The organism is Mesorhizobium sp. ORM8.1, assembly GCF_053005525.2.
On the sequence record NZ_CM132600.1, the window covers coordinates 2,336,419 to 2,358,891 of the forward strand.

Genomic DNA, 22,473 nt, shown 5'->3' on the forward strand with positions numbered 1-22,473 from the left:
GGCACCGGTTGATTGATTAACCACCCGCCGTCTTGGCAAAGTGGCGATTGAGGCTGTTAAGAGATCGGTTGGCCCCTCCCCAGGAGCCGCCGGCGATGGCGCTTGCGATCGTCGGAAGCGCGACGATGAGAGCGTCACCAGCCAGGAAAAGCATGTCGAGCTCGTAAAGCCCGATGATCTTGGCTGCCGTCGTGTTCGCCAGCTTGATCACCACAAGAATGGCTGCCAGCGAGACTGCTTCGGCACCGATAACGATCGTTGCGACGATGTTGAGGAGGAGAAGCAGCAGCCCGTACGAGAGCAGTTGGCCGATCCATCTGGTGGCTATGTCTCGAGTGTGATCGAACAGGTAGCCTACAAGGACCAGCGGGCCGATCGTCAGGAGCACCTTCGTCAGAATTCCAACGGCATCGTAGATCTCGAACGCTGTCCACAGCGCGCCGTAGAAAATCCATTGCGCTCCCTCGAAAGCAAGTATGTCCTGGCCGTTCATAGGCCCGATTTCGGCAGCAATCAGCTGAAAGGCATACTGGCTCGTAGCAAACATGATATCGAGCTTCTGGGCAATCCCGAGGAAGGGCAAGTCGCTGCCACTGATCTCGTTGGCAAACTTGGGAATCGTCTCGTCGAAGAGCACTTCAATGTACTGCTGGTAGTTGGCCTGGCCTAAGATAAGGGCAACGACAATCGAGACCATGATCACGCGCGATATGCCCCCGCGCGCATCGACTTGACCACGCATGACCAGACAGCCTTGGATTATTATCCAAAGCGTGACACACGCAACCAGAGGCGCACTGACCGCCTCTTGGATGTTTTCAAGCATTGTGTGCAGCCCGGCCTTAAAGGCCCCATCAAAGATGGCGTGTATAGTCGTGAATGGCGCGGGAATTTTGAAATTCATGGCGTGAGCCTGATTTGTCCCTGATCAGCGCAGTTGAGCCGGATGAACTGTGCGTGGTTCACGGGAGGGGGCTAAATAGCTTGGCGGTGTCCTGGCGTTCGCGACGCTGCGTGACGGCCTCCTCCACGGCGTGAAGGCTGCCTTGTGCAGTGGCCATCGTCAGCAGACTCGTGGCCTCGACATTTTGGATCATCGCATCGTGAATCTGCTTGAGGACCAGACCGTTGGTCACGGTGGCCTGCACAATATTCCTCGAGCTGGAAAGCTGACCAGGCGTGTTGTCGTTAGCCTTAAGGCGCTTGTCCATTATGTCCAGAGTGTCGGCTGCAAGAGCTGCGGCATTGGCGGCACCAGCGATTTGCCCCTCTAACAATTTCCCTTCTGCATCTGTGCCGGTGACTCTCCGAGTTGGGTCCTGCACAATGTTACGCGCCATGTTCGAAACTGGCGCCCGAGCATCAAACATCTGCCCCTCCAGCGTTTTGCTCGACGGGTAGTGATTTCCTTGGTTCAGTGTGCTCAGCAGTCCCGTTACAGCAAATGACGACTTTAATATCTCCACCATTTCGATGGTCGTAGCGAGCGTCTGGGCCGACGTTACAAGGATCTTCGCAGTGGAACCCGCTGTTAAGCCTGCTTGTGTTAGTACCGCCGGGTCGAAGACGGCCAATTGCGCCCGGGCCTGTGTGCTAAGCAGAAAGGAAGCAGCGCTGCAAGCTTGGCAAATCTCATGAATATTCCTCCGTCAGTCTTGAACTTCGTGGTAACGAGCCATGAACTTGTCGAGCCACGCACTTGGGGCATCTCCGTGCTGGTCACGAAGCTGGTCGGCAAAGCGCACGGTGTTGGCCCGCCCCGAGAGTACGGCTACATACTCGCGCATCTGGCCAAGATCGAATTCGCAAACAACACTCCCGCTGTCGCGCTTGAGCAAGAACTTGCGGCTGCCAATTGCCATTCCGTGTCGGATTGCCTCGAACTCCTGCGTGGTGCATTTCAAGCCATCGACATAAGCGGCCCGGTCGGCCGTCGGTGATGGATAGAAGATCTTGGTCATGCATTGTGCAACGAGGCTGGCTCCGAGCGGCGATTCAAGCACGTGTTCAGGCTGCTGCGTTGCGAGTATCAACATGCCGTTGTTCTTGCGGACGGTGAGCAAGAACTTGTCGATAACAGCCGAGAATTGCGGGTTGAGCAGATAGAAGCGAAATTCGTCGCAGCTCATGACGAACCGGCGCCCATCGACAACAGCGCCCACGCGGTGCAGAAGATATGCGGCGGCCGGCGCACAGACCTCCTCAAATTCCAAGAGCTGCGTCATGTCGAAGCCGGTAATTGAGGCATCAAGCCTTACTTCGTCGACATCGCCGTCAAAGGCCCATCCGAGCGCATTCCCTCTACACCACCGCTGCAGCCGCGCGCCGGCGCCCTCGGACGGGCCGTGCAGCAGGAATTCGCGCAGGCCCGCAATTGAGCGCATGACGGGTTCGAACGAAAGTTGACGAACAATGCCGCGTTCCAGCCGACGGCTTTCCTCCGGCGAGATCGGACCACGGCCGTCACTCTCGATCAGGGCGATCAACCATTCGCGCAGAAAGTCCAACGAGGCAGAGGTGTTGTCCAGTCCGCGCAGAGGGGCCAGGCCGCTCGGAGCGCCTCTGCGCAATGCTAGATATGTCCCTCCCGTGGCTCGCACCAGCAGTTCGCCACCCCGGTCCTTGTCGAAAAAGACGATGGCACCATCGCGATCGACCACGCTTTGCTCAAGCATCGCGAGGATAAAGGTCATCAGCGTCGTCTTGCCTTTGCCGACGGGCCCAAATATCGCCGTCATGCCGACGTCATTCTCATGGGGGATGTAGTCGAAAGAAGTTCCACCGTTCGTGCGAAAGCGCGCAACAGCTTTGCCCCAGTGGCCGGAAGCGGAACCGCTTGGGAAGTTCTCAAATGACACAAGCCCGGCAAAATTGTGCGAGGTGATCGCCCCGGGACGTGTGCGCCATCTGTTGTTCCCCGGAAGTTGAGACCAGTACGCGGCCTCCATGCCGATGCCCTCCTGGACGATAACCGCGCCCGCGTCGGCCAGCCTTGCGCGCGCATTGGCTGCGCGATCTGCAAGGCTGTTGAGGCTCTCGGCATAGACGCACAGGCTCAGATGATGCGAACCCATGACGAACTCGTTGCTTGCCAGTGCGTCCTCTGCCTCGGCAAGTTCATTGATCTGGGTGAGAGCCTTGTCGCCAGCGCTCGTCATCTGGCTGGACTTAAGGCTAAGCTTCGCATGAGCTTGTGGCCGAGTGAGGAAGGAAAAGCTCTGGCTGAGCACAAGCGGGAAGTTGGCCGACAGCAACGGGTTAAGCATGCCCGGGCGCGTGGTCGCGGGATATTCACGGAACGAAAACAATGATCCCACGGAGCTAGCCCCGGGCCGTCGAATCTCAAGCGCCCGCTTCCCGCAGATGACCTGGTCCGTGTAGATCGAGGCGCCAAGCGAGCCGGTAACCATTGGAACCGGAAGAAACCGGCACGTCATTATCAGCCGAAGCGCCTCGCCGATCTCCGTGAACAGCACGTTGCCTTTCTCACGAATGCCCAACCGGCGCAGACCGTAACCGCCCAGTGAGCCAGCAATGATCTGCCAGAGGTCCTCCAGGCTTCGCATTTGTGTGGCCAGATCGTTGTCATTGCGTCTGGACGATTTGGCAATACGCCAGCCGACCTTGCCGATTGCGGTGCGAGGGAACACGACGACAGTGAGGAAGTGATCGTTGCGAAAGAGCTTGCCCGACAGCACACGGCTCTCATACGCCTCGCTCAGACTGCCAGCGAATGCACTTTGAAACTGGCGCGAGGCCGGCTCCGGCACATCGTTGTTTCGCACAAGATGCGCGTACAGCGTGACATTGTCATCGGCGATGTTACGCAAGAGAGTGTTGAACGCGCGGCAGCGCGAGTTGCGCATCTCAGCGTCTTCCAGATCAAACGGCAGCCCGTTCACATGTGCCATGGCCATGATCGATCCGTCCTCCAGAAGGACAACCTGATCGCTTAGATGACCGACATACGGAAGGTAGATCTCGCCAGATCTCTCGGTCCGGCCACTGGCGCCAAACATTACACCATTCCTCTTCCGCGTTTCGGCACTCTAATCGGATTGGCGCTGACGCTCGCGCCGCCCCAGACCTGCCCGTCCACGCTTCTGCCGGCGGTCTGCAAATAGAGGAACGCGACGCTTGCGGCATTATAATCACGCTCAACAATCAGCCGTGCTCCGAACCAGAGTGGCACGAGCACGACTTCATAGAGCGGGTTCTTAAGGATGATGATGATGAGTCCCGCCAACATCATGAGCGCTCCGGCCAGGGTCAGCGGCACCCCCAGAACCAGTGCGGGGCGTGTCGCCGCCACATAGAGGGTGCTCACTTCCAGCCGGTCGCTCATCAGCCAGCGCCTATGAGCGCCTTGCCCAAGAAGCTGGCGCCAAACATGATGACGATTCCTCCAACGACACCCGCAACCAGGCCAAGTGAAGCACGACCGAACATCCAGGAGATGCCGATGGCCACGAGGCCGAGCACGGCCAGTGATTGTCCGAAGGGACCAAGTATGAAGGTGCAGATATTCTGGACCATCTTGGCAGGATCCGTCCCTCCGGTCACCTGGGCCGCGGCCGGCCCGCTGGAGAAGACCGTCCACGCCACGCCCGCAGCAGCGGCCGGTGCATATTCAGCCGCCATGCGCAGCATGGAAAAAGGTGAAGGAACACGCGTTTTAAGCGCACGAAGTATTTTGAGTGGCTTCATCATTGTATCTCCATGTTTCATTCGAATACGAGTTTGTTCGGGTTCGAGGGTTCCCGCTCATCCGCAGCCTGGCTGTCTGTCGGATCGGAGGGATCGGCCCCGGAGCGGTTTGTCTGATAGGAGCCCCAGATGTCCCAGGAATTTTGGCGGGGCTGCTTTCGGTTGGCCTTTTGGTTCTGTTGGAGCAGAGGCGGCACGGCTTTCCGACCGGGTGCCTCAAGGTGTTGCGCATCTTGGGCGGTCGGCTCCTGCGTTGCCTCAAGGTGGCTTGAGATGTCCTTTGCGGCCGACTCGACCTTGCGTACATAACCGTTGGCAAAGCCACGCGTGACGTCGCCCGTGTTGTAGGCCGAGATGGCACGGCGAAGCGCCAGCTGCTGCGCCGGAGCAGTCGTGCCGCCGGCATACCGGCTTTCAAGCAAGTGGGCGGCGGCCGAAAGCGAGGCGCAGGGCTCGAAAGCCTTTTCCGGCGTGAGATTGAGCATGGGAAAGTTCTTGCTGTTTATCTGCATCAACCCAACATCGACGGAATGTTGTGCTTCGAGTCGGTCCTTGATGCCGCGCGTGGCTTGCAGGTGGTCTACCCAGCGAAGCTGCTCACCTGTGGTGTTGTCATGAGCCACCAGCGTTTCAAAGCCACTTTCAATCTTGGCAATCGCGGCAAGGGTGGACGGCGCAACCCATGGAGCGCATTTGCGCGATAGGCGGTGAAACTCACGGGGCGAAAGTGGCGCGGGCTCGGCTGTGAGTGACATGGATGTCAACAGGGCGATGGCCAGCGGCCAAACTGCAATAAACATTCCCTATCACCTACCTTTCCAAGCCGCCCGACAGGTTCTGGCCCTGTCCGGCACGCGCTTATCGGGGAGGTTTGTTACTGCGTGATGTTCAAGTTCAGCATTTCGGCTTCAACTGAAACAAAGACCTTGTTCGTGTCAGCGTCGGTGAGCATCTTGCGCATCCGCGGGGTGGCGGGCCCGATCAGCCACGACATCCAAAGCATCTTGGTATGACGAGTCCTGAAGCGAAGGACGCCACGGCAGGGTCATGCCGGCGCTTGGATCCGTCTGGTCGCCGCGGACCGCCTTGATGCGGTCAATTGGCTGTGGATGAAAAGAACAGGACGAGCAACGGCCCTACATTGGCCGCACGCAACGGCGCGTGGTAGCAAGGGATAGCTGTTGTGCGTCCGTGCCAGAAGGTTGCTCGGCAACAGCTTTGGACTGAAGGGGATTCAAGATTGAAGGTGAGCCGTTGAAACATGTTCTTGTCATTGACGATGATGCCGCAATGCGGCGCCTCATCGCCGAGTATCTCATGATGCATGCCTTGAAGGTGACCGCAGTCAACGATAGCAAGCAGTTCAACCACGTTCTATCCCATGAGCCAGTCGACCTCGTGGTTGTTGACCTCAACCTGGGCCGGGAGGACGGGCTTGCGATCGTCCGCAAGCTGGCGACGAGATCGGATTTGCCCATCATAGTGATCAGCGGCGACCGGCTCGATGAGGCCGAAAAAGTCGTTGCACTGGAGCTCGGCGCAACCGATTTCATTCCCAAGCCTTTCGGGCTGCGCGAGTTCCTGGCCCGCATTCGCGTAGCGCTCCGCCAGCGCATTTCCAATCCGCGAACGAAAGATCATCGCTCATTCCGGTTTGGAGCCCGTGGAAGCTCAGCGTCAAGCAGCGGCGGCTGATCTGTGCAGAGCGTGGCGAGGTCAAGCTTACCGCATGTGAGTTCAATCTCTTGATCGCGTTCCTGGAGAACCCCCGCAGCGTTCTATCCAGAGAACGGCTTTTGCTCGCGAGCCGTGTGCGTGGAGAAGAGGTCTACGATCGAAGTATCGATGTCCTGATCTTGCGCTTGCGCCGAAAGCTCGAGGCTGATGCGGCCAATCCTCGCCTGGTCAAGACGTGTCGTGGTGCGGGGTACTTCTTCAACGCTGACGTAGACGTGAGCTACGGAGGCACCTTGGCCGCGTGACAGGGGCGATTCTGGCGATTGGCTGATGAGGCTGATCAAGCGGTGTTCTCAGGCCACGGCCTTTAGCTCGGGCGCCGGGGTATCCGCCCAAGGCGCAGGTCGTCGATCCGGCTGTTGGGATGGCTGTTGTCGATGCTGGTGAGGACGTCGGCGAGACAGCCGCGTGGCTGGACACCATTGAGCTTGCGGGTTTATGCCGACCGCCGAACTATGCCGAGTGAGCAAGTCTTTACCAACACTTTCCTCAACGTAGCGGTAGCTGGATCGGCATAGCTTAGGCTCTCTCCGTCGCAATAGACGCGAAGGAGAGGACACATGAACGCAAGTGACTATCTGCAACACAGCACACTGTATCGGAAGCTGATCCACGGGCCATTTGGCGAGTTTGCACGCGTTTATGCGGGCAGATTGTCGGACGAAGGCTTCGGTCGGCAATGCACCTGGCGATCGCTAAGCCTATTTCGTGAGCTGAGAGACTGGCATGTCGGCAACGGGCACGATCTCCAGGATTTAAGCGAAGTTCATGTTGAGCGGTTTCTTGAGCACCGTTCCAAACACTGGAGCATCGATTCGGGCGACCGATCGGCGCTCCGGCGCTTGCTTGCCGCGTTACGGCAAGAAGGTTTGATACCAACCGCCCTTCCGATTGAGCGCACGGAGTACGAGCAGATTGTTGATGTGTTCGCGGCTTACCTCACGAATGAGAGAGGGCTCGCCGCCTCGACGGTGGAAAGCCACAAGCTGCTCTCGCGCCGATTTCTGCAGGAGGTCTGTCCGGCTGGCGCAGATGGGTTTGCAGCGCTCACCCCGGAGATCGTCATCGGTTATGTCGAGCGACATGCTCTCGATGGCTCCGCCGACAGCGGCAAGGCGATGTGCGGGGTGGTGCGCGCCTTCCTGCGCTATTTGCATCTGAAGGGCTTCATTTCGGTGGCCTTGGCCGATTGTGTGCCGTCGATCCGTCGCTGGCGGCTTGCTGGCCTACCAACCTTCCTGCCACCACAGAAGGTTCAGATGGTTCTCGATGCCTGCGATCGGACCACGGCAATGGGCCTTCGCGACTATGCGGTTTTGATGGCGCTGGCCAAGCTGGGCTTGCGCGCCAGCGAGGTTGCCGCGCTCAGTCTTGATGATATCTATTGGCAGTCGGGCAGTGTCCTCGTCCATGGCAAGGGACGGCGGCAAGCGATGATGCCGCTACGCCACGATGTCGGTGCGGCTATCGTCGCCTACATCCGGCATGGGCGACCGGCTTCACCGTGTCGCCGGTTATTTCTGCGAATGCTTGCTCCGCACGTCGGCTTTGCCTCAGGCTGCGCCATCACGATGATCGCGACGGAGGCCCTCGAGCGGGCGGGTATTCACGGCTATGCGCACCACGGCGCGCACCTCTTCCGCCACAGCCTTGCGACCGACCTGCTGCGGTCGGGGGCCAGCTTTGCCGAGATCGGCCAGTTGCTTCGTCACCGGAGCATCGACAGCACAAGGATCTATGCCAAGCTCGACATCGAGAAGGTGCGCGAACTGAGCCTGCCCTGGCCGGGAGGTGTCCAATGAGCCGTCTTCGAACAGCGCTCGAGCGCTATGTGGGCATGCGCCAGGGATTGGGATACAAGTATCATGGCCCCGCTCGACGGTTGTCGGATTTCGTCACCTTTATGGAGGCTCGCGGCGCCGAGACCGTCACCACGGCGCTGGCGATGAAGTGGGTGACGTTGATCGGCCGACAACCGAGTTGGTCCATCCGCCTGACCGATGTGCGCTGCTTCGCTCAGCACCTCGCTCATTTCGACCCCATGACGGAAGTGCCACCTCAAGACGCTGTGCCGCCGGCGCGGCGTGCAAAGCCTTACATCTATACCGATGCTGAGATCACGGCGCTTCTGGCGGCGGCACTGTCGCTGCCGCCGGCCAACGCGCTGCGTCGCTGGACATATCATTGCCTGTTCGGATTGATTGCGGTCGCCGGGCTACGCCATTCCGAAGCGCTCGACCTGCGCCGAGACGACGTCGATCTCGACCAAGGTATCCTCACCATTCGGGAGACGGAGTTCGGCAAGTCGCGGCTGGTCCCGCTCCATGCCACGACGGTCGCCGTGCTGTCGGACTATGCCGCGCGACGCGACGCGCATCTCGTCGCGCCTCGTAGCCCCTATTTCTTTGTGGCCGAGCAGGGCGGCAGATTGCTGCACCAATACGTGCACCGGGTGTTCTGGCAGCTCTCGCGACAGATCGGTCTGCGGCAGCGGGGGCAGCGCAATGGTCCGCGGATTCACGATCTTCGTCATAACTCCGAGTGCCGGATTATTCCGAGTGACGCCATCGCTGCGGCGTAATTTTCTAATGATTGGAAGTGATTGGATCAGCGTCAGCCGTTGATTGCTCGGCATTATTTGGCTGCTCTTTCTGAGCGTGGACTTCCCACGCTATAGGGAGACAGACGATGCTTGATCTGAATGAGGCGCTACACAAAGATCGCTGGATAGGCCGATTGGAGAGCCACCAGGATGGCTTCGAGGCTCTGCTTGATGGCCAGGGATACGCCAAAGCGACTGTTCGGGAGAAGATGAAGCTCCTGGCCGGTTTCAGCGCTTGGCTGGCGAGGCAGGATGTTCCACTGGACCTGCTCGGGGAAGAGCACGCCGATCGATTTCTGACGGAACTTGGTCTGCGCCCGAGGCGTGGCGATGCTTGGACCATTCGGCAGTTGCTACGATATCTGCGCGACACGGGCGGCGTGCCGGTGCCGCTGCCAGAGGTCGATACGAGCGCCAAGGGTAAGCTGATCGACGCATTTGGGGAATTCCTGCGCACCGAGCGTGGTCTCTCGGCATCGACATTGACGAACTATCTGCCGATTGTTCGTGGATTCCTGGACGAACAGTTTGGGGGCAACGATCCGGATTTTGACCGACTGCGAGTGGGCGACGTTCATCGGTTCATCGTGCGGCGAGCCCAGGCCGGTTCGCCCGGCCGCGCCAAGTTGGCGGTCACGGCGCTGCGTTCGTTTCTGCGCTTCCTCCAGCAACGCGGGTTGCTTGCCGCCGATCTCGCTGTTGCGGTGCCTGGGATCGCCAGCTGGCGCTTGGCACACCTGCCGAAGGCGCTGCCTGCCGAACAGGTCGAACGGCTCCTTGCGTCTTGCGACAGGAGAACACCGGCCGGCCGCAGGGACTACGCGGTTCTGATGCTGCTCGCGCGCCTCGGCTTACGGGGTGGCGAAGTCTCAGCCCTGACCCTGGACGATCTCGACTGGGATTGCGGCGAGATCGTCGTGCATGGCAAGGGTCAACGGCTGGCGCGGCTGCCACTGCCGGCGGATGTCGGTGCCGCCTTGGTCGACTATCTGCGGCAGGATCGGCCTGTTTGCTCAACACGCCGCGTCTTCATTCGCATAAAGGCGCCCAGACGGAGTTTTGTCAGCCCGTCGACTATTTGCTGCATCGTCCATCGTGCGCTCAAGCGCGCCGGTCTGACGCCGGCGTTCAAGGGTGCGCACCTGTTGCGTCACTCACTCGCCACCGATCTGCTGCGCCGCGGCGCCTCGCTCGTTGAAATCGGTCAACTTCTCCGCCACAGCCAGCCGAACACGACGCAGATCTATGCCAAAGTCGACATCGCGGCGTTGCGTCCCATTGCGCTACCCTGGCCAGGAGTCGCATCATGAGCGCGTTGCAAGCAGCGCTCGAAGCGTATCTGGCCGCGCGCCGCGCCCTCGGCCATAAGCTGCTTCTTTCCGGACGGTTGCTGCAGCGCTTCGTTGTCTTTGCCGAATCTTCCGGCGCCACCTTCATCACCACCGAGATTGCCCTGGCCTGGGCCATGCAGCCGGCAGAGGCACAGCCCGCCCAGTGGGCCAACCGGTTGGCGATGGTTCGCCGGTTCGCGCGCTATTGCAGCGCCATTGACCCGGGGACCGTCGTGCCGCCGCCCGACCTTCTTCCTCACCGGTATCGTCGGCCATCGTCCCCCTATATTTATCGCGACGAAGAGATCATCCGACTGATCGACGCGGCAAAACGCTTGCCGTCGACAGTCGGCCTTCGCCCCCAGACGTATGCCACGCTCTTCGGCTTGTACGCTGCGACCGGCATGCGCTGTAACGAACCGTTGCGTCTCGATCGCGACGACACCGATCTCGTTGATGGCGTCCTGACGGTTCGCGACACGAAGTTCGGCAAGTCGCGCTATGTGCCGCTTCACCCCTCGACGCAACAGGCGCTCAAAATCTATGCGGCCAGCCGAGACCGGTCATGCCCGAATCCGCTGAGCGCCAGCTTCTTCCTTTCCGAACGCGGGACGCGTTTAACCGAATGGGCCGTGCGGTGGACGTTCGTCATGCTGTCGCGCGAGGTCGGCCTCCGCGGCGCCAATGACTCCCGCGGGCCACGCCTGCACGACCTTCGCCACCGACTGGCCGTGACAACATTGCTGCGCTGGTATCGCAACGGCGTCGATGTCGAACGCCACCTGCCCGAGTTGGCGACCTATCTCGGCCATGCCCACATCACCGACACCTATTGGTATTTGACGGCAACGCCGGAGCTGCTGCAGCAGGCGCTGCTGCGGGCGGAACAATCTCAGCCGGAATCCCGCCCATGAGCGCCGCCCCAACGTTCCCCGCTCTTCTTGAGGCCTTCTTCACCGATCGCCTCATCAGACAACGACAAGCAAGCCCGCATACGCTGGCGAGCTACCGCGATACCTTCTGCCTGCTGCTGGCCTATGCCCAGCGGCAGCTACGCAAGGGGGCCTCGCACGTCACCTTGCCGGATCTCGACACCGCGTTCCTCGGCGCCTTCCTCGACCATCTCGAACGCGACCGCGACAACACCGCCAGGAGCCGCAATGTCCGTCTTGCCGCCATCCATTCCTTCTTCCGCTATGTGGCCTTGCATGCGCCGGAACACAGCGCATTGGCTCAGCGCGTGCTCGCCATCCCGAGCAAGCGTTATGTTCGCCGGCCGGTCGCCTTCCTCACCAGCGTCGAAGTGGCCGCCTTGCTCGCCGCTCCCGACCTCAGCAGTTGGATCGGGCGCCGTGACCGGGCGCTTCTGTTGCTGGCCGTGCAAACCGGCCTGCGTGCTGCCGAAATCGTCGGCTTTCGCTGCGAGGACATTGTCCTCGGCCCGGCCGCCTATGTGCAATGCCAGGGAAAGGGCCGAAAACTCCGCAACACCCCGCTTCGCAAGGATACGGTCACGGTGCTGCGTGCCTGGCTTGTCGAGCGACACGGGCGGAGCGCCGATCCTGCCTTCCCGACGATAAGCGGCACGTCATTGAGTCACGACGCACTTCAATACCTGCTGAACAAGCACCTCGCCGTCGCACGTCGCCACTGCCCATCGCTGGCCAGCAAGCACGTAACGCCGCATGTGCTGAGGCATACCCTGGCAATGGACCTGCTCCAGCACGGCGTCGACCGCTCTGTCATTGCTCTGTGGCTGGGCCACGAGTCGGTCGAAACCACCGCCATCTATCTTCAGGCCGACATGAAGCTCAAGGAGCAAGCTCTGGCGAAGACCGACACGGCCGACATCCGGTTGGGCCGCTACAAGCCCGACGACCATCTCCTTGCATTCCTGAAGAGCCTCTGATTATGCCGACCCAACAGCCACAGATCGCCCGCACTCTTTGGCCTCCCGGTCGCTACTCGGAATAATCCGGCACTCGGAGTTATGGCGCAGATCGTGAATGCGAACCTCGTCATAGGCCCCACGAGCAACAATATTTGCGTCCCGACGCAACTGCTGGAATGTCCAATGGACCTGCCGCTTGGACGGCACTTGCCCTGAGGCGCCGACGAAGAAAGATGCATCCGACTCGGCCGGAGCGTAGCGGGCGCGGATTGCCACATAGCGCGAGAGCGCAGCCGCGACGCTGGCATCAAATGGCACGTGCCTTGACTTGGTGAACTTGGTCATGCGCACGGTCAGACATCGGCCGGCAATATCGACGTCGCCGCATCGGAGCTTGAGTGCCTCGGAAATCCGCAATCCCGTGGCTGCGATCAGCCCCAACATGGTCTCGTATGTTGCCGGTCGAATGGAGTGTTGCGGCTGCAGCCGCCGCGCCGCCTGCAGCAGCGCGACGATCTCTTGGTCGGTGTAGATATGTGGCGTCCGGCGCTGGTGCGCTTTGCCGAACATGCTGCTTGCGGGAAGCTCGTTGCGTGGGTCGAGACGTCTCTCATGCTCGGCAAAGGGCCGCAGCACTTCGAGGCGGCGCGCCCAGGAGGCTGGCGTCGCGTTCCGCGCCTCCCTTTGAACCCAAGCGACCACGAGCGTCGTCGTCAGCGGGCCACGATGGCCGGACAGATCGGCGAAGCGAGCGAACGACCGCAGCATTATGCCAGAGGTCTCGAGCGAGAATCCAAGGTGACGTCGCTCCACAAGATAGGCGTCGATCCGCGCCTGCATGGTCAGCGACCGGCTCATGCCACACTCCCCGGCCACGGCATAGCGACCGCCGCGAGCCGCTGAAGGTCGACCTTCGTGTAGATCATGGAGGTGTCGATGCTCCGATGGCGCAGGATGTCGGCGATCTGCTTCATGGGCACACCAGCGTTCAGCATGCGGCTGGCGACGCTGTGCCGGAGGATATGAACGCGTGTCTGAGACCAGCCGCAACGTTTGTAGGCGGCGAAACCGGCGCGCCTTACAACGTCTTTTTGGATCGGCAGGTCGTAGGGCGCGACGTGGCGGACGAATATTGCGCGGTTCGTGCTCGGTGGACGTTCATGCCTCAGATACGCAGCGATCGCGTCACCCGTCTCGGGCGGCAAGGGAAGGACGTCGAAACGCCGGCCCTTTGACCGGGAAATGCGGATCGTACCCTGCCGCCAATCGATATCGCCGAGCTGCAGTTGCACAACCTCACTGGTTCGGAGCCCAAGATCGGTCAGGCACCGGACCATGGCGTAGGCCCTCCGGCGCGACGGGAAATCCTTATCGAATGAAGCGAGCAGAATCTCAATCTGCGTGTCGGAAAGCACATCCGGCAAGCTGCTCAGCCGCCAGCATGCAACGCGAGGGATTGCGCCGAGTAGATGCTGAACGTTGTCGCCCATCATCTGCCGAAACCGGAGATAGCAGCTGATCGCACCCCCAACAATGCGAATGGTGGCGGTCGTCCAGCCCTGCAGTTCGCCGAGGATGAAGCGTCTCACACGCGCCGGCTCAAGGCCGGCGATAGAGATCTCCCCTTCCGGAAACTGTTCCTCAAGAAAGCCTCGAAGAATCCGCTCGCGCCTCGCTCGTGTGCTGACGGCTAACCCGCCGACATCGCGCATGTAGGCCCGGAATGCCGCCAATTCCCCGCTATGTGTGATGTGTGCGGTAGCTGCGGGAATGGCGCCTTCGGCACGCAGCACTGCAAGCAAATGCGTGATGGCCGCCCTGAGTTCGTGCGGCAAGCGACGGGCCGGATAAGGGCAGTCACAGACGGGAAGATGCTCGCTGATAAACCGAACTCGCGCGGCTTCGCCTATGGACTCTAACGCGAGCCGTTCGGCCGAGATCCAGTGGGCGAAATGGGCAATGCAGCACAGATAAACACGTGCGGTGCTGGGCGCATAGCAGGCACGGCCCAGGTGCTCAAGATAGCGCTCCGAGAATGGCCCCAACGGGCTGTTCTCAAGCCACTGACGGGGCGCCGGCTGCAGATTGATTTGGTTCATGACGATCTCCTCTACGGTTGGCGCGCAGAGGAGATCAGGATTATGTAAACCTACGGTCGCCCGGCCTGCTGCGGGATGCCCGGCATCCGCTCGCATCCCGAACGTCGCGCACACAAACTGCGCATAATCCGGGTCTGAGCATAATTGCGTTTGAGCGCGACCGCACGGATTGAGCGCTCGACGGTGTTGCTGTCGATTTCGATGCGACCCGTCGTCAACGAAGCGCGAGAGACCCAATTTGAGAGCGTGTATCGCCTGGGCGAGCTTGGCTTCGGACCGATCAGGCCGAACTTTCGCGCAGCCGAGGTTCAAGATCCGAGACCATAGCCCGGCTGTTTTCCTGACCGTCGCACGGCGTTGATCGGCCGATCGGCCGCGGAGATCGTCCTCGATCTTATTGAGGTCGCGATCGCCTCTGCGCCGCCCCGGGCTGGCGATCGTGCGTTCCAGGCCTAAATCGCCTTCACGGTGCCAGCCTGTTCACTTGCGGCGAGAGTTACCGGTCTCGATCGCATCAGCCTCTCCCGCCAAAAGAGCTGATGTGGTTCATCCCGGCCATCGAGCTCAACGCCCCGCGTCGGAACGCTCTCTGCTTCTGGAGGAAGCCATGAGGTCCGCTCGGGCTTGATCGGGGTCTTGCCTGATGGACGACGTGTTTGCTTCGCTCGCTTGCCGCCCCATGGCGAGGGTTTGCGGATTTTCAGTCCTCTGCCTCTTCGCCGGTCTCAATAGCGCTGTGTAGTGTTCATTGTTTATGATGACGCCCCCGCTGTTCACGCGGTTGCTCCTGTCAAGTTGACTCGTCAGCTCAGCCTGGGCCTGGCGCGTCCTGCTCACGTGCCGTTCAAACGGCGCTGGCGCGACTTGTCGGGCTTGCTGCTCTTGCAACACGGCGTGTTGCACCTGCGATCCGGCTGCTCCAAAAGCTTCCGCGGGGCTTGCAAGCTCGTGCGGCAAGCGCCCCTGCCACAGTCGGTTTTGCAGCGCCTGCCGATCGGCGATGAGGGCGTCGAGGTGCAGCGGCCGCTGCCGGTCTGGCAAGTCTTGGTTCGCCAATCTCTCAACCAGCGCGCGCGTGCCGTCCACCACGAACACGCCGCAGTCAACACCGTTGTTCTGCAGGGCCATGGCGGGTGTCACCACGGTGATCACGTCCAGTCTTGCTGCGAGCTCTCGTGCAGGCGCGTCATTGTATGGGCGTCCATCGAGACGACGGATGGAGTCGTAGTGATAGGCGACCGCTCTATCCGGGTCGCTGCGATCGACGAGCAGCAGAGACCAATGCTCGTTTCGTCCATCATTCTCCGCCGTAGCCATGGGATCGCCACTGTTCACAGGCAGGAACACGAAGTCGGCTGCGGCGTCGTTTTGATGATAGATGGACAGCAATATAGGTTCCGGGTCCCGGTCGAGACGGCGCAGCTGCTGGGAGACCAAGGAATCCACAAGCCGCGTTCGGGCGGCCAGCGCCGGGTCGTGCATCTGCAGGCTCTGCGCCAGCAACTGGTAATCCCTGCTGATATGGGCGTCACCCAGCAGGTCGGGGCCGAGCACCGCCCCTTCGGGGAGGTTGAACGAGCCTGACGGAAGGGCTGCGATGTGTGCATCGGAGGAGGTGGTCAGATCGACCAACGGAACACCGCGATAGGTGTCTGACTGCGTCGCTGGCAAGGCGGGTCCTGGAACCCTTGCCGGTACTGCTGCTGCAGTGTCCCTCATCGCACCGCGATGGAGGAGCCAAACGGCGTTGCCCCCTGCGGCGTCAGGGCGGTGTAGCCGTGACCTTTAATATCGAAGTTCCATTCCGGCTTGTCGGCATCCGGCAAGAGGCCATGGTGATTCAGCAAAGGAAGCATCGCCTCTGGGACGCGTTGGGTCCCATGGGAGAAGCCTTTGGGCACGGCGAACGAAAGGTCGATAAAGTCCTCCATAGCAGCGAGGGGCGCCTCAGACCTTGCGGAGGGCGCCGCCTGCTGCATCCTTCTGATGTGTTCAGCCTCTGTGCCTGGAACGGGTACCCCAGCCAACGACAATTCACCCAACTGGTGCATGGGGGCTGCATGGGCATCCGGCCGCCTGAATTGCCGATTTCGCTCGGCTGCTGCTGGAAGGCGACGGCTTGCGGCGTATTCAGGGCCGTCTGCCCCTCCGGTGGCCGCACCAGCGCTGTGGAATGTTCATTGTTGGTAATGACCCACTGGGGCGGCCGGTGGGCGCCCTGGTCAAGCGCATCCGGCAAGGGCCGAATCTGCTGTTGGCTGGCAGCTAGGACTGGCGGGGCGGCGGCCTGAACTCCGGCGTGCCCAAAGCTTGCAAAAGCGTCCGACATGCTGGTGTTGAGGTTATCCCGTCCAGCGGGCATCCCTGGGTTCGTGAAGAGAGACGAGGCGACTTGATCATTCTGCCCTTGCTGAAGCGCGTCGCGGAGCCCCTGTTCCACTCGCAGAACGGCCCCTTCACTGGTTGGCGCCTCGTCGGCTCGATCATCCAACAGCGACTGGTGCGCCTCGGCAATCCCGTCCGAGTCCGCTTTGCGAAGCCGTTTCAGTGCGTAGCGGAGATTACGGTCGTCTGGATACACGCTCTTGGCGATTTCCGCGCGCCAATCGTGATCCAGCCCAGTGATCGTCTGACCCTGGCTGTCAAGCGCCTCAGAAAATCTGCGAAGGGCAAGAACATATTTATCACGGGTGCCTAAGCCCAACGCGCTGTCACCGGCCGCTTTTTCCAAGAGGTGCGCGTCTGCTTTTGCGGGCACCGGCACTGGCCGGCCAGGAACTGAATAGCCCGGGTCATGATATGCACGCAGGACGTTCAACGCCGTCTTCATATCAGGGTAATCCGGAAAGAAGGTAGCGAGGTGATCGACCAGGGATTGGTGATTTGTTAGATCATTCGCTTGGCCGCGCTCGCCGAGATCATTCGCCAATCGGCGAAGCGCAGACGTGTATGTTCGCAGCGTATTCTCGCTATAATGTTGCTGAGAACCCGCCGCCTGGGCGATCGCCTTATCAATAACGTTCCAGTGTTCGTCGGACACATGGCGATGGCTGGGGTGACGTCCGCGACGTACGCGACGCGCGGCAGGAGCCGGACCGGCTCGGCGCGGCGCGGCCACTTGCTGCTCAAGGCCCACTTGCCAGGCCTGGCCCGCATCCGGCAAGGGGCCATGGCTGTCCAGGAAAGAGAGCATCGCGCCTGGGACGCGTTGAGTCCCATGGGAGAAGCCTTTGGGGAGGGTGAATGAGACGTTTATGGAGGGCCCGACCGCAGCGGAGGGCGCGTCAAACCTCGCGGTGGGCGCGGCCTGCTGCGTGCTTCTGATGGGTTCGGCCCCTGCGCGTTGAACCGGTACCCCAGCCAATGGCAATTCACCCAACCGCTGCGGGGGCTGCATCGGCACGCGGCCGCCTGAATTGCCGATTTCGCTCGGCTGCTGCTGAATGGTGACGGCTTGCGGCGTATTCTGGGCCGCCAGCCTCTCCGCTGGCCACAGGGCTGTGGAATGTTCATTGTTGGGGACGACCCACTGGGGAGGTCGGTGGGTGCCCTGATCAAGCGCATCCGGCAAGGGTCGGATCTGCTGTTGGCTGGCAGCTACGACTGAGGGGACAGCTTGATCATTCTGCCCTCGCTGAAGCGCATCGCGATTGCCCTGTTCCAGTCGCAGAACGGCCCCTGCATTTGTTGGCGCCTCGTCGGCTCGACGAGAGGGGCGTGCCTCGGCAATCTCGTCTGACAGGCGAAGCCGTCGCAGCGCCAAGCGGAGATAGCGGTCCTCTGGAAACAAGCTCTTGGCGAGTTCAGTCCGTGAATCGTGATCCAGCCCAGAGATCGTCTGGCCCCGACGTTCAAGCGCCGCGGAAAATCTGCGAACACTAAGACTATAGTGATTAAGGCTTCTTGGAACCAACCCACTGGTACTGGCCAGTTGTTCCAAGAGGTGCTCGTCTGCCTTTGAAGGCACCGTCACTGGCCACCGGCCAGCCGCTGAATAGCCCGGCTCATGATACGCACGCAGGATGTTCAATGCCGTCTTTATATGAGTGTCTTCCGGAAAGAAGGTAGCGAGGTGATCGACCAGGGATTGGTGATTTTTTAGATCATTCGCTTGGCCGCGCTCGCCGAGATCATTCGCCAATCGGAGAAGCCCAGACCTGTATGATGAGAGCGTCGACGACTTTTGGTGTTGGCGAGCCTCGGCCTGGGCGATCGCCTTATCGATAATATCCCGGTGTTCGTCGGACACATGGGGAAGGCGGTCCTCACGGGCGACACTGGCGACAGGAGCCGGATCGGCTCGGCGCGGCTCGGCCACGTGCTGCTCAAAGCCCAATTGTCGGGCCGTGTCCGCATCCGGCAAGGGGCCATGGCGGTCCGGGAAAGAGAGCATCCCGTCTGGGACGTGTTGAGTGCCGGAGGAGAAGCCTTTGGGGAGGGACAATGAAACGTTGATGGAGTGCTCGATCGCAGCGAGGGGCGCTTCAAACCTTGCGGAGGGCGCGGCCTCAGCATGCAGCGTTCGGATGTGTTCGGCCCTTGTCCCTTGAACGGGTACCCCCGCCAATGGCAATTCACCCCACTGATGCATGGGAGGCCGCATCGGCACGCGGCCGCCTGATTGGCCGATTTGGCTCGGCTGCTGCTGAATGGCGACGGCTTGCCGCGTATTCAGGGCCGCCAGCCTCTCCGCTGGCCACAGGGCTGTGGAATGTTCACTGTTGACGATGACCCACCGTGGCCGTTGGTTGCCGTGGTCAAGCGCCGGCAAGGACCGCATCTGCTGTTGGCTGGCAGCTACGATTGGCTGAGCGGCTTGATCATTCTGCTCTTGCTGAAGCAGGTCGCGGAGCCCCTGTTCCACTCGCAGAACGGCCCCTTCATTGTGCGCCTCGTCGGCTCGATCATCGAACAGCGGCCGGAACGCCTCGGCCACTTGCTGCTCCACGCTCATTCTCCGGGCCTCGCCCGGTTGCCTCTCTTCCAAGCCTGCGTCCTGCGACAAAGCTGTTACACGGGATGGATTTTTTCGCGGGTCCACAGTAGCCTCACATCAAACGGTATCGTTAAATTCCTGCGCCAATCCACGCAGCGGCTCATCGAGTCGAAAGTCTGTGGAGAGTTCCTCCTCTGCTTCCGTCAACGGTGCCGGCTCCGGGAGGGCGCCTGTCTGGCCTTCAAAGATGCGTTTCAGAATGCGGTCCGAAAAATATCGCACCTTCCTCAATTTCAATGGTGGCAGACCTTTGATGAGAACGATCTCGTAGTCGTCATCGAGCAGCCGAACCTGTTCGGGACGCAACAGCGGTGCACCTTGATGCGAATTCTGAATGTTCCAGTCGAATGTTCGCGCCTGGCTGTACGAAATCGATTTGGCTTCAAACGTGTATTCACCGATGGCCTTGGAAATGTAGTTTGGTGTCTCATCATCGGCCGTGGCCATGAACACTTGCAGGCCGGTATTGCTTAGAAAATTCTGCTTGCCAGCCTCTCCATAAGCCCCCGTCAGTGCCGAAAGGCTTTGGATGATGAGCATGAAACGCCCCTTGTAGCCCGCGATAGTTGTAATTGCGGTCTCGATCGCTTCCAGCTTACCCAAGTGTTTGAACTCATCGAGCAGGAAGAGAACCTCATGCTTTTCATCCCGACGGGGCAGCGACCGCTGCAGGATTGAAACGATTTGCTGAAAAAACAAGCGTATCAGAGGCGCGATCACCTCAAGGTCGTTCGGACCAACGCAAAGATAGATGCACGTTCTGCGACGGCGAAGATCATAGACCGAAAAGTCCGAGCGACTTGTGGCGGCCTTTACAGCGGGATCCGCCCACAGATTGAGCCCGCCATCGCCGAGCACTGACGTGTAGGAGGTCAGGATTTTCGTGTCGTTCCCGGCCATGTCGTCGAAGATGCGTTGAGCCTCTTTGTTTCGCGTCTCCATAGCGAGTTGCGCAAAGAGCTTAAACTTCTCCCCCGGCTGGGCGAAGAGATCATAGACGGCGCCGATTGTCGGCGTGCCCCGCTCGATGCAGGCAAGGATCCCCGCGACAAAGATATCTCGCGCGCCGCTGACGAAACCTTGCGCGCCCTCCCCCTTGGCCGTAATCAGGTTTGCGGCCAAGCGGCGGGCTTCGGTGAATTGGAGCTGTGGAGGCAGCGCTATAAGATCCAACAGCGGATTGTAGCAGTTTGTGCGCCGCTCCGAATCCAGCGGCGCGAATTTGAACACGTCGTCGCCTGCGGCTTTGCGCGCCCTCGAGGTGAGCTCAAAGAGCTCCCCCTTGACGTCCAGAGCTATCACTGAGCCTTTGAATGTAAGTAGCGTTGGAATGACTATGCCGACGCCCTTGCCAGCGCGGGTCGGTGCAACGATGAGGCTGTGAGGCTGCTCGCCATTGGTCAGGTAGTAACCAGGCCAGAAAGGGCCACTCGTCTTCCCAAATACCGGTCCTGTCACGCCACGGTATCGTCGCAGATAACCGGTGCGTCGCATTTCGTCCACTCGAGCCCAACGAGCCGTCCCGTGGTGTTCGAGCTTGCGGCGCAATACGATCTGCTGAACCAGCAAGACGACCGCGGATGTCGAGAGCACGATAGCCGCGCCCCGATAGAAAACGGGGGTTGCGAAACCCAGATAGAAGGGCGTCTCAAACCAAAAGGCACGCACATCAAACGCCATCAAAGCCTCGCCGCCACCGCCCTGGCGGAAGGTTGCGTACAGACTTGCCGCACAGAAGCCCACGGCGAGCGAGCAGGCGATGCTAACGGCTATGTTGGGGGTCGTCGTTTTGGTTGAAGGCATTGTTCCATTGCCGGATTAGCCGCAGCTAATGCTACGCGTGCTTCAAACACCGAACCGACGTCGCGCGATGTCGCCGCTCGACAGATCGATGCCGAGGCGGGTGGTGCAATGGTTTCATCGCACCACCCGGCAGACGTGGTTTTTTAAAGTTACACAAGTTAGGTGCGTCAACGGCCAGCGACTTGGAAACGGCCAGACCGTGAACGGAATTCGGGAGAGAAAGCGCCCTGTACCGTGGCCGAGACCTCAACGGCCAGCGCGATCCCTGTTTCTGGTGGACTCCAGTAGGTCCGCTCGGGCGTGACTGTAGTTGCGGTTTATGGCCTGCCCAATTAAACCACCCTGCTGCAGCTGTTCATGGGAGATTTGCGTGCCTGTCGCATGGACTGCAGCCTCAAGACCGGCTATGTGGGCGTCCAGATCCGCATGCCGTTCCTCTGCATGCTGTTGCTGAGGCATTTGCCGCAAGATGGGTGCCAGGCCGGGAACTGCGTGAGCTTGGGCCTGTTGATTTGGATCCATCTGGTGATACGCCTGCATAATAGCATTGTGTGCCACCATCCGGTTGTTGCCATCCGGATCAGAAGCCAATTCAATGGCTTGATCAAGAATGCGAGATTGGCTTTGCTTATTGAACTTACCGAAGTTTGGCGCAACGTTAAGAGCTCCGAGAGCTTGCGAAGCCGGCTCCATGTTGCCAATGCGATTGACAACAGCATCTTGCATATGTGGCGTTAGGTAGTTGGCTATGTTGCTGACGGCTCTGACTTGCTCCAATGCGACGTCATCCGGCCTGTACCCCAATTCGGATGTCAGCTTCCAGGTCAGCTCGACCGCTGATCGTCCGAGCTGATTGGCCCGCTTTTCAAATTTTGCGAGTTCAGTTTCTTGCCCCGGTTGAGTGCCCCGAATGGCTGTTCGGGCTTGCCTCCCGAGGTCTTTGAATCCTGCAAGATTTCGCGCTGTATCGCGCGGGTTAGCGGTTACCAGCCGTTCTGCGACCTGGCTTAATGGCCCGTCTGGAAGGGACAGGATGGTACTGGGTTCCCTGGCTTGGGATGAACTTGCAGCTGCGCGTGCCCGTTTGTTATCGCGATCCATTGCTGGGTACTCCAAAGTCATTATTCTACGCAATGAGGTTATCACCCAAGCCTGACCTGCTGAACCGATATGGTGTTACAGTTGTAGTCTGGCAGAAGGTTCCGGTCCCGTCCCAGCCAAGATGACGAGGCTGGCATCAAATGCCGTGAGTGACTTCTGCCTAAGCGCATGAATGGCACGCCCTCGCCGATTCTGTCGCCTCCTCC

Annotated in this window: 15 protein-coding genes and 4 pseudogenes; 6 read left to right on the forward strand and 13 right to left on the reverse strand. The window is 60.3% G+C overall.

From position 1 onward, the window contains the following. Positions 1-16 precede the first annotated feature (16 nt). The 6 genes from ACVDG8_RS12020 to ACVDG8_RS12045 form a co-directional block, all read right to left on the reverse strand. Positions 17-904 (reverse strand): type IV secretion system protein, encoded by an 888-nt coding sequence (locus ACVDG8_RS12020; RefSeq protein ID WP_447254910.1) that lies wholly within the window; start codon positions 902-904, stop codon positions 17-19. Positions 905-962: 58 nt separating this feature from the next. Continuing rightward, positions 963-1,640 (reverse strand): type IV secretion system protein VirB5, encoded by a 678-nt coding sequence (locus ACVDG8_RS12025; protein WP_455707825.1) that lies wholly within the window; start codon positions 1,638-1,640, stop codon positions 963-965. A gap of 9 nt (positions 1,641-1,649) precedes the next feature. Further along, complete coding sequence (gene virB4 / locus ACVDG8_RS12030) at positions 1,650-4,019, reverse strand: type IV secretion/conjugal transfer ATPase VirB4 (RefSeq protein WP_447254912.1); 2,370 nt, start codon at positions 4,017-4,019, stop codon at positions 1,650-1,652. Next, positions 4,019-4,345 (reverse strand): type IV secretion system protein VirB3, encoded by a 327-nt coding sequence (locus tag ACVDG8_RS12035; protein ID WP_447254913.1) that lies wholly within the window; start codon positions 4,343-4,345, stop codon positions 4,019-4,021. The genes virB4 and ACVDG8_RS12035 overlap by 1 nt, the downstream gene beginning before the upstream one ends. Further along, entirely contained in the window at positions 4,345-4,650 is a 306-nt protein-coding gene (gene virB2, locus ACVDG8_RS12040) for a pilin major subunit VirB2 (RefSeq protein ID WP_411908931.1), read from the reverse strand. The genes ACVDG8_RS12035 and virB2 overlap by 1 nt, the downstream gene beginning before the upstream one ends. A 74-nt stretch (positions 4,651-4,724) precedes the next feature. Then, on the reverse strand, positions 4,725-5,507 hold the full coding sequence (locus ACVDG8_RS12045) for a type IV secretion system lytic transglycosylase VirB1 (protein WP_447254914.1): 783 nt from the start codon (positions 5,505-5,507) through the stop codon (positions 4,725-4,727). 454 nt (positions 5,508-5,961) lie between these two features. Between ACVDG8_RS12045 and virG the strand changes: the two are divergent. Beyond that, positions 5,962-6,689: pseudogene (gene virG, locus ACVDG8_RS12050) on the forward strand (two-component system response regulator VirG). Between the two features lie 48 nt (positions 6,690-6,737). Here virG and ACVDG8_RS12055 read toward each other — a convergent pair. Next, positions 6,738-6,880 (reverse strand): annotated as a pseudogene (locus ACVDG8_RS12055) (transposase domain-containing protein); the annotation flags it as partial. 124 nt (positions 6,881-7,004) lie between these two features. On the opposite strand from ACVDG8_RS12055, the gene ACVDG8_RS12060 reads away from it, so the two are divergent. The 5 genes from ACVDG8_RS12060 (at position 7,005) to ACVDG8_RS12080 (ending at position 12,286) form a co-directional block, all read left to right on the forward strand. Continuing rightward, the gene (locus ACVDG8_RS12060) at positions 7,005-8,246 is read left to right on the forward strand and encodes a site-specific integrase (protein WP_447254916.1); all 1,242 of its coding nucleotides are present in this window, start codon (positions 7,005-7,007) and stop codon (positions 8,244-8,246) included. Then, positions 8,243-9,025, forward strand: a complete 783-nt coding sequence (locus ACVDG8_RS12065) for a tyrosine-type recombinase/integrase (protein WP_447254917.1) — start codon at positions 8,243-8,245, stop codon at positions 9,023-9,025. The genes ACVDG8_RS12060 and ACVDG8_RS12065 overlap by 4 nt, the downstream gene beginning before the upstream one ends. 107 nt (positions 9,026-9,132) lie before the next feature. Further along, the gene (locus ACVDG8_RS12070) at positions 9,133-10,356 is read left to right on the forward strand and encodes a tyrosine-type recombinase/integrase (protein ID WP_447254918.1); all 1,224 of its coding nucleotides are present in this window, start codon (positions 9,133-9,135) and stop codon (positions 10,354-10,356) included. Next, positions 10,353-11,291, forward strand: a complete 939-nt coding sequence (locus ACVDG8_RS12075) for a tyrosine-type recombinase/integrase (RefSeq protein WP_447254919.1) — start codon at positions 10,353-10,355, stop codon at positions 11,289-11,291. The genes ACVDG8_RS12070 and ACVDG8_RS12075 overlap by 4 nt, the downstream gene beginning before the upstream one ends. Continuing rightward, on the forward strand, positions 11,288-12,286 hold the full coding sequence (locus ACVDG8_RS12080) for a tyrosine-type recombinase/integrase (RefSeq protein WP_455707826.1): 999 nt from the start codon (positions 11,288-11,290) through the stop codon (positions 12,284-12,286). Before ACVDG8_RS12075 ends, ACVDG8_RS12080 begins: the two co-directional genes overlap by 4 nt. Here ACVDG8_RS12080 and ACVDG8_RS12085 read toward each other — a convergent pair whose 3' ends face one another. From ACVDG8_RS12085 to ACVDG8_RS12110, 6 genes and pseudogenes are all read right to left on the reverse strand, one after another. After that, positions 12,287-13,126, reverse strand: coding sequence for a tyrosine-type recombinase/integrase (locus ACVDG8_RS12085; protein ID WP_447254922.1), 840 nt, complete (start codon positions 13,124-13,126; stop codon positions 12,287-12,289). After that, a complete protein-coding gene (locus tag ACVDG8_RS12090; protein ID WP_447254923.1) occupies positions 13,123-14,367 on the reverse strand; it encodes a site-specific integrase in 1,245 nt (414 codons plus the stop codon). Before ACVDG8_RS12090 ends, ACVDG8_RS12085 begins: the two co-directional genes overlap by 4 nt. A 137-nt stretch (positions 14,368-14,504) precedes the next feature. Further along, positions 14,505-14,601, reverse strand: a pseudogene (locus tag ACVDG8_RS12095) (IS66 family transposase); the annotation flags it as partial. Positions 14,602-14,931: 330 nt separating this feature from the next. Further along, positions 14,932-19,321, reverse strand: a pseudogene (locus tag ACVDG8_RS12100) (Ulp1 family isopeptidase). A gap of 99 nt (positions 19,322-19,420) precedes the next feature. Further along, positions 19,421-21,166, reverse strand: coding sequence for a type IV secretion system ATPase VirD4 (gene virD4 / locus ACVDG8_RS12105; RefSeq protein ID WP_447254924.1), 1,746 nt, complete (start codon positions 21,164-21,166; stop codon positions 19,421-19,423). A 246-nt stretch (positions 21,167-21,412) separates the two neighbouring features. Further along, positions 21,413-22,267, reverse strand: coding sequence for a hypothetical protein (locus ACVDG8_RS12110; protein ID WP_447254925.1), 855 nt, complete (start codon positions 22,265-22,267; stop codon positions 21,413-21,415). Positions 22,268-22,473: the final 206 nt, after the last annotated feature.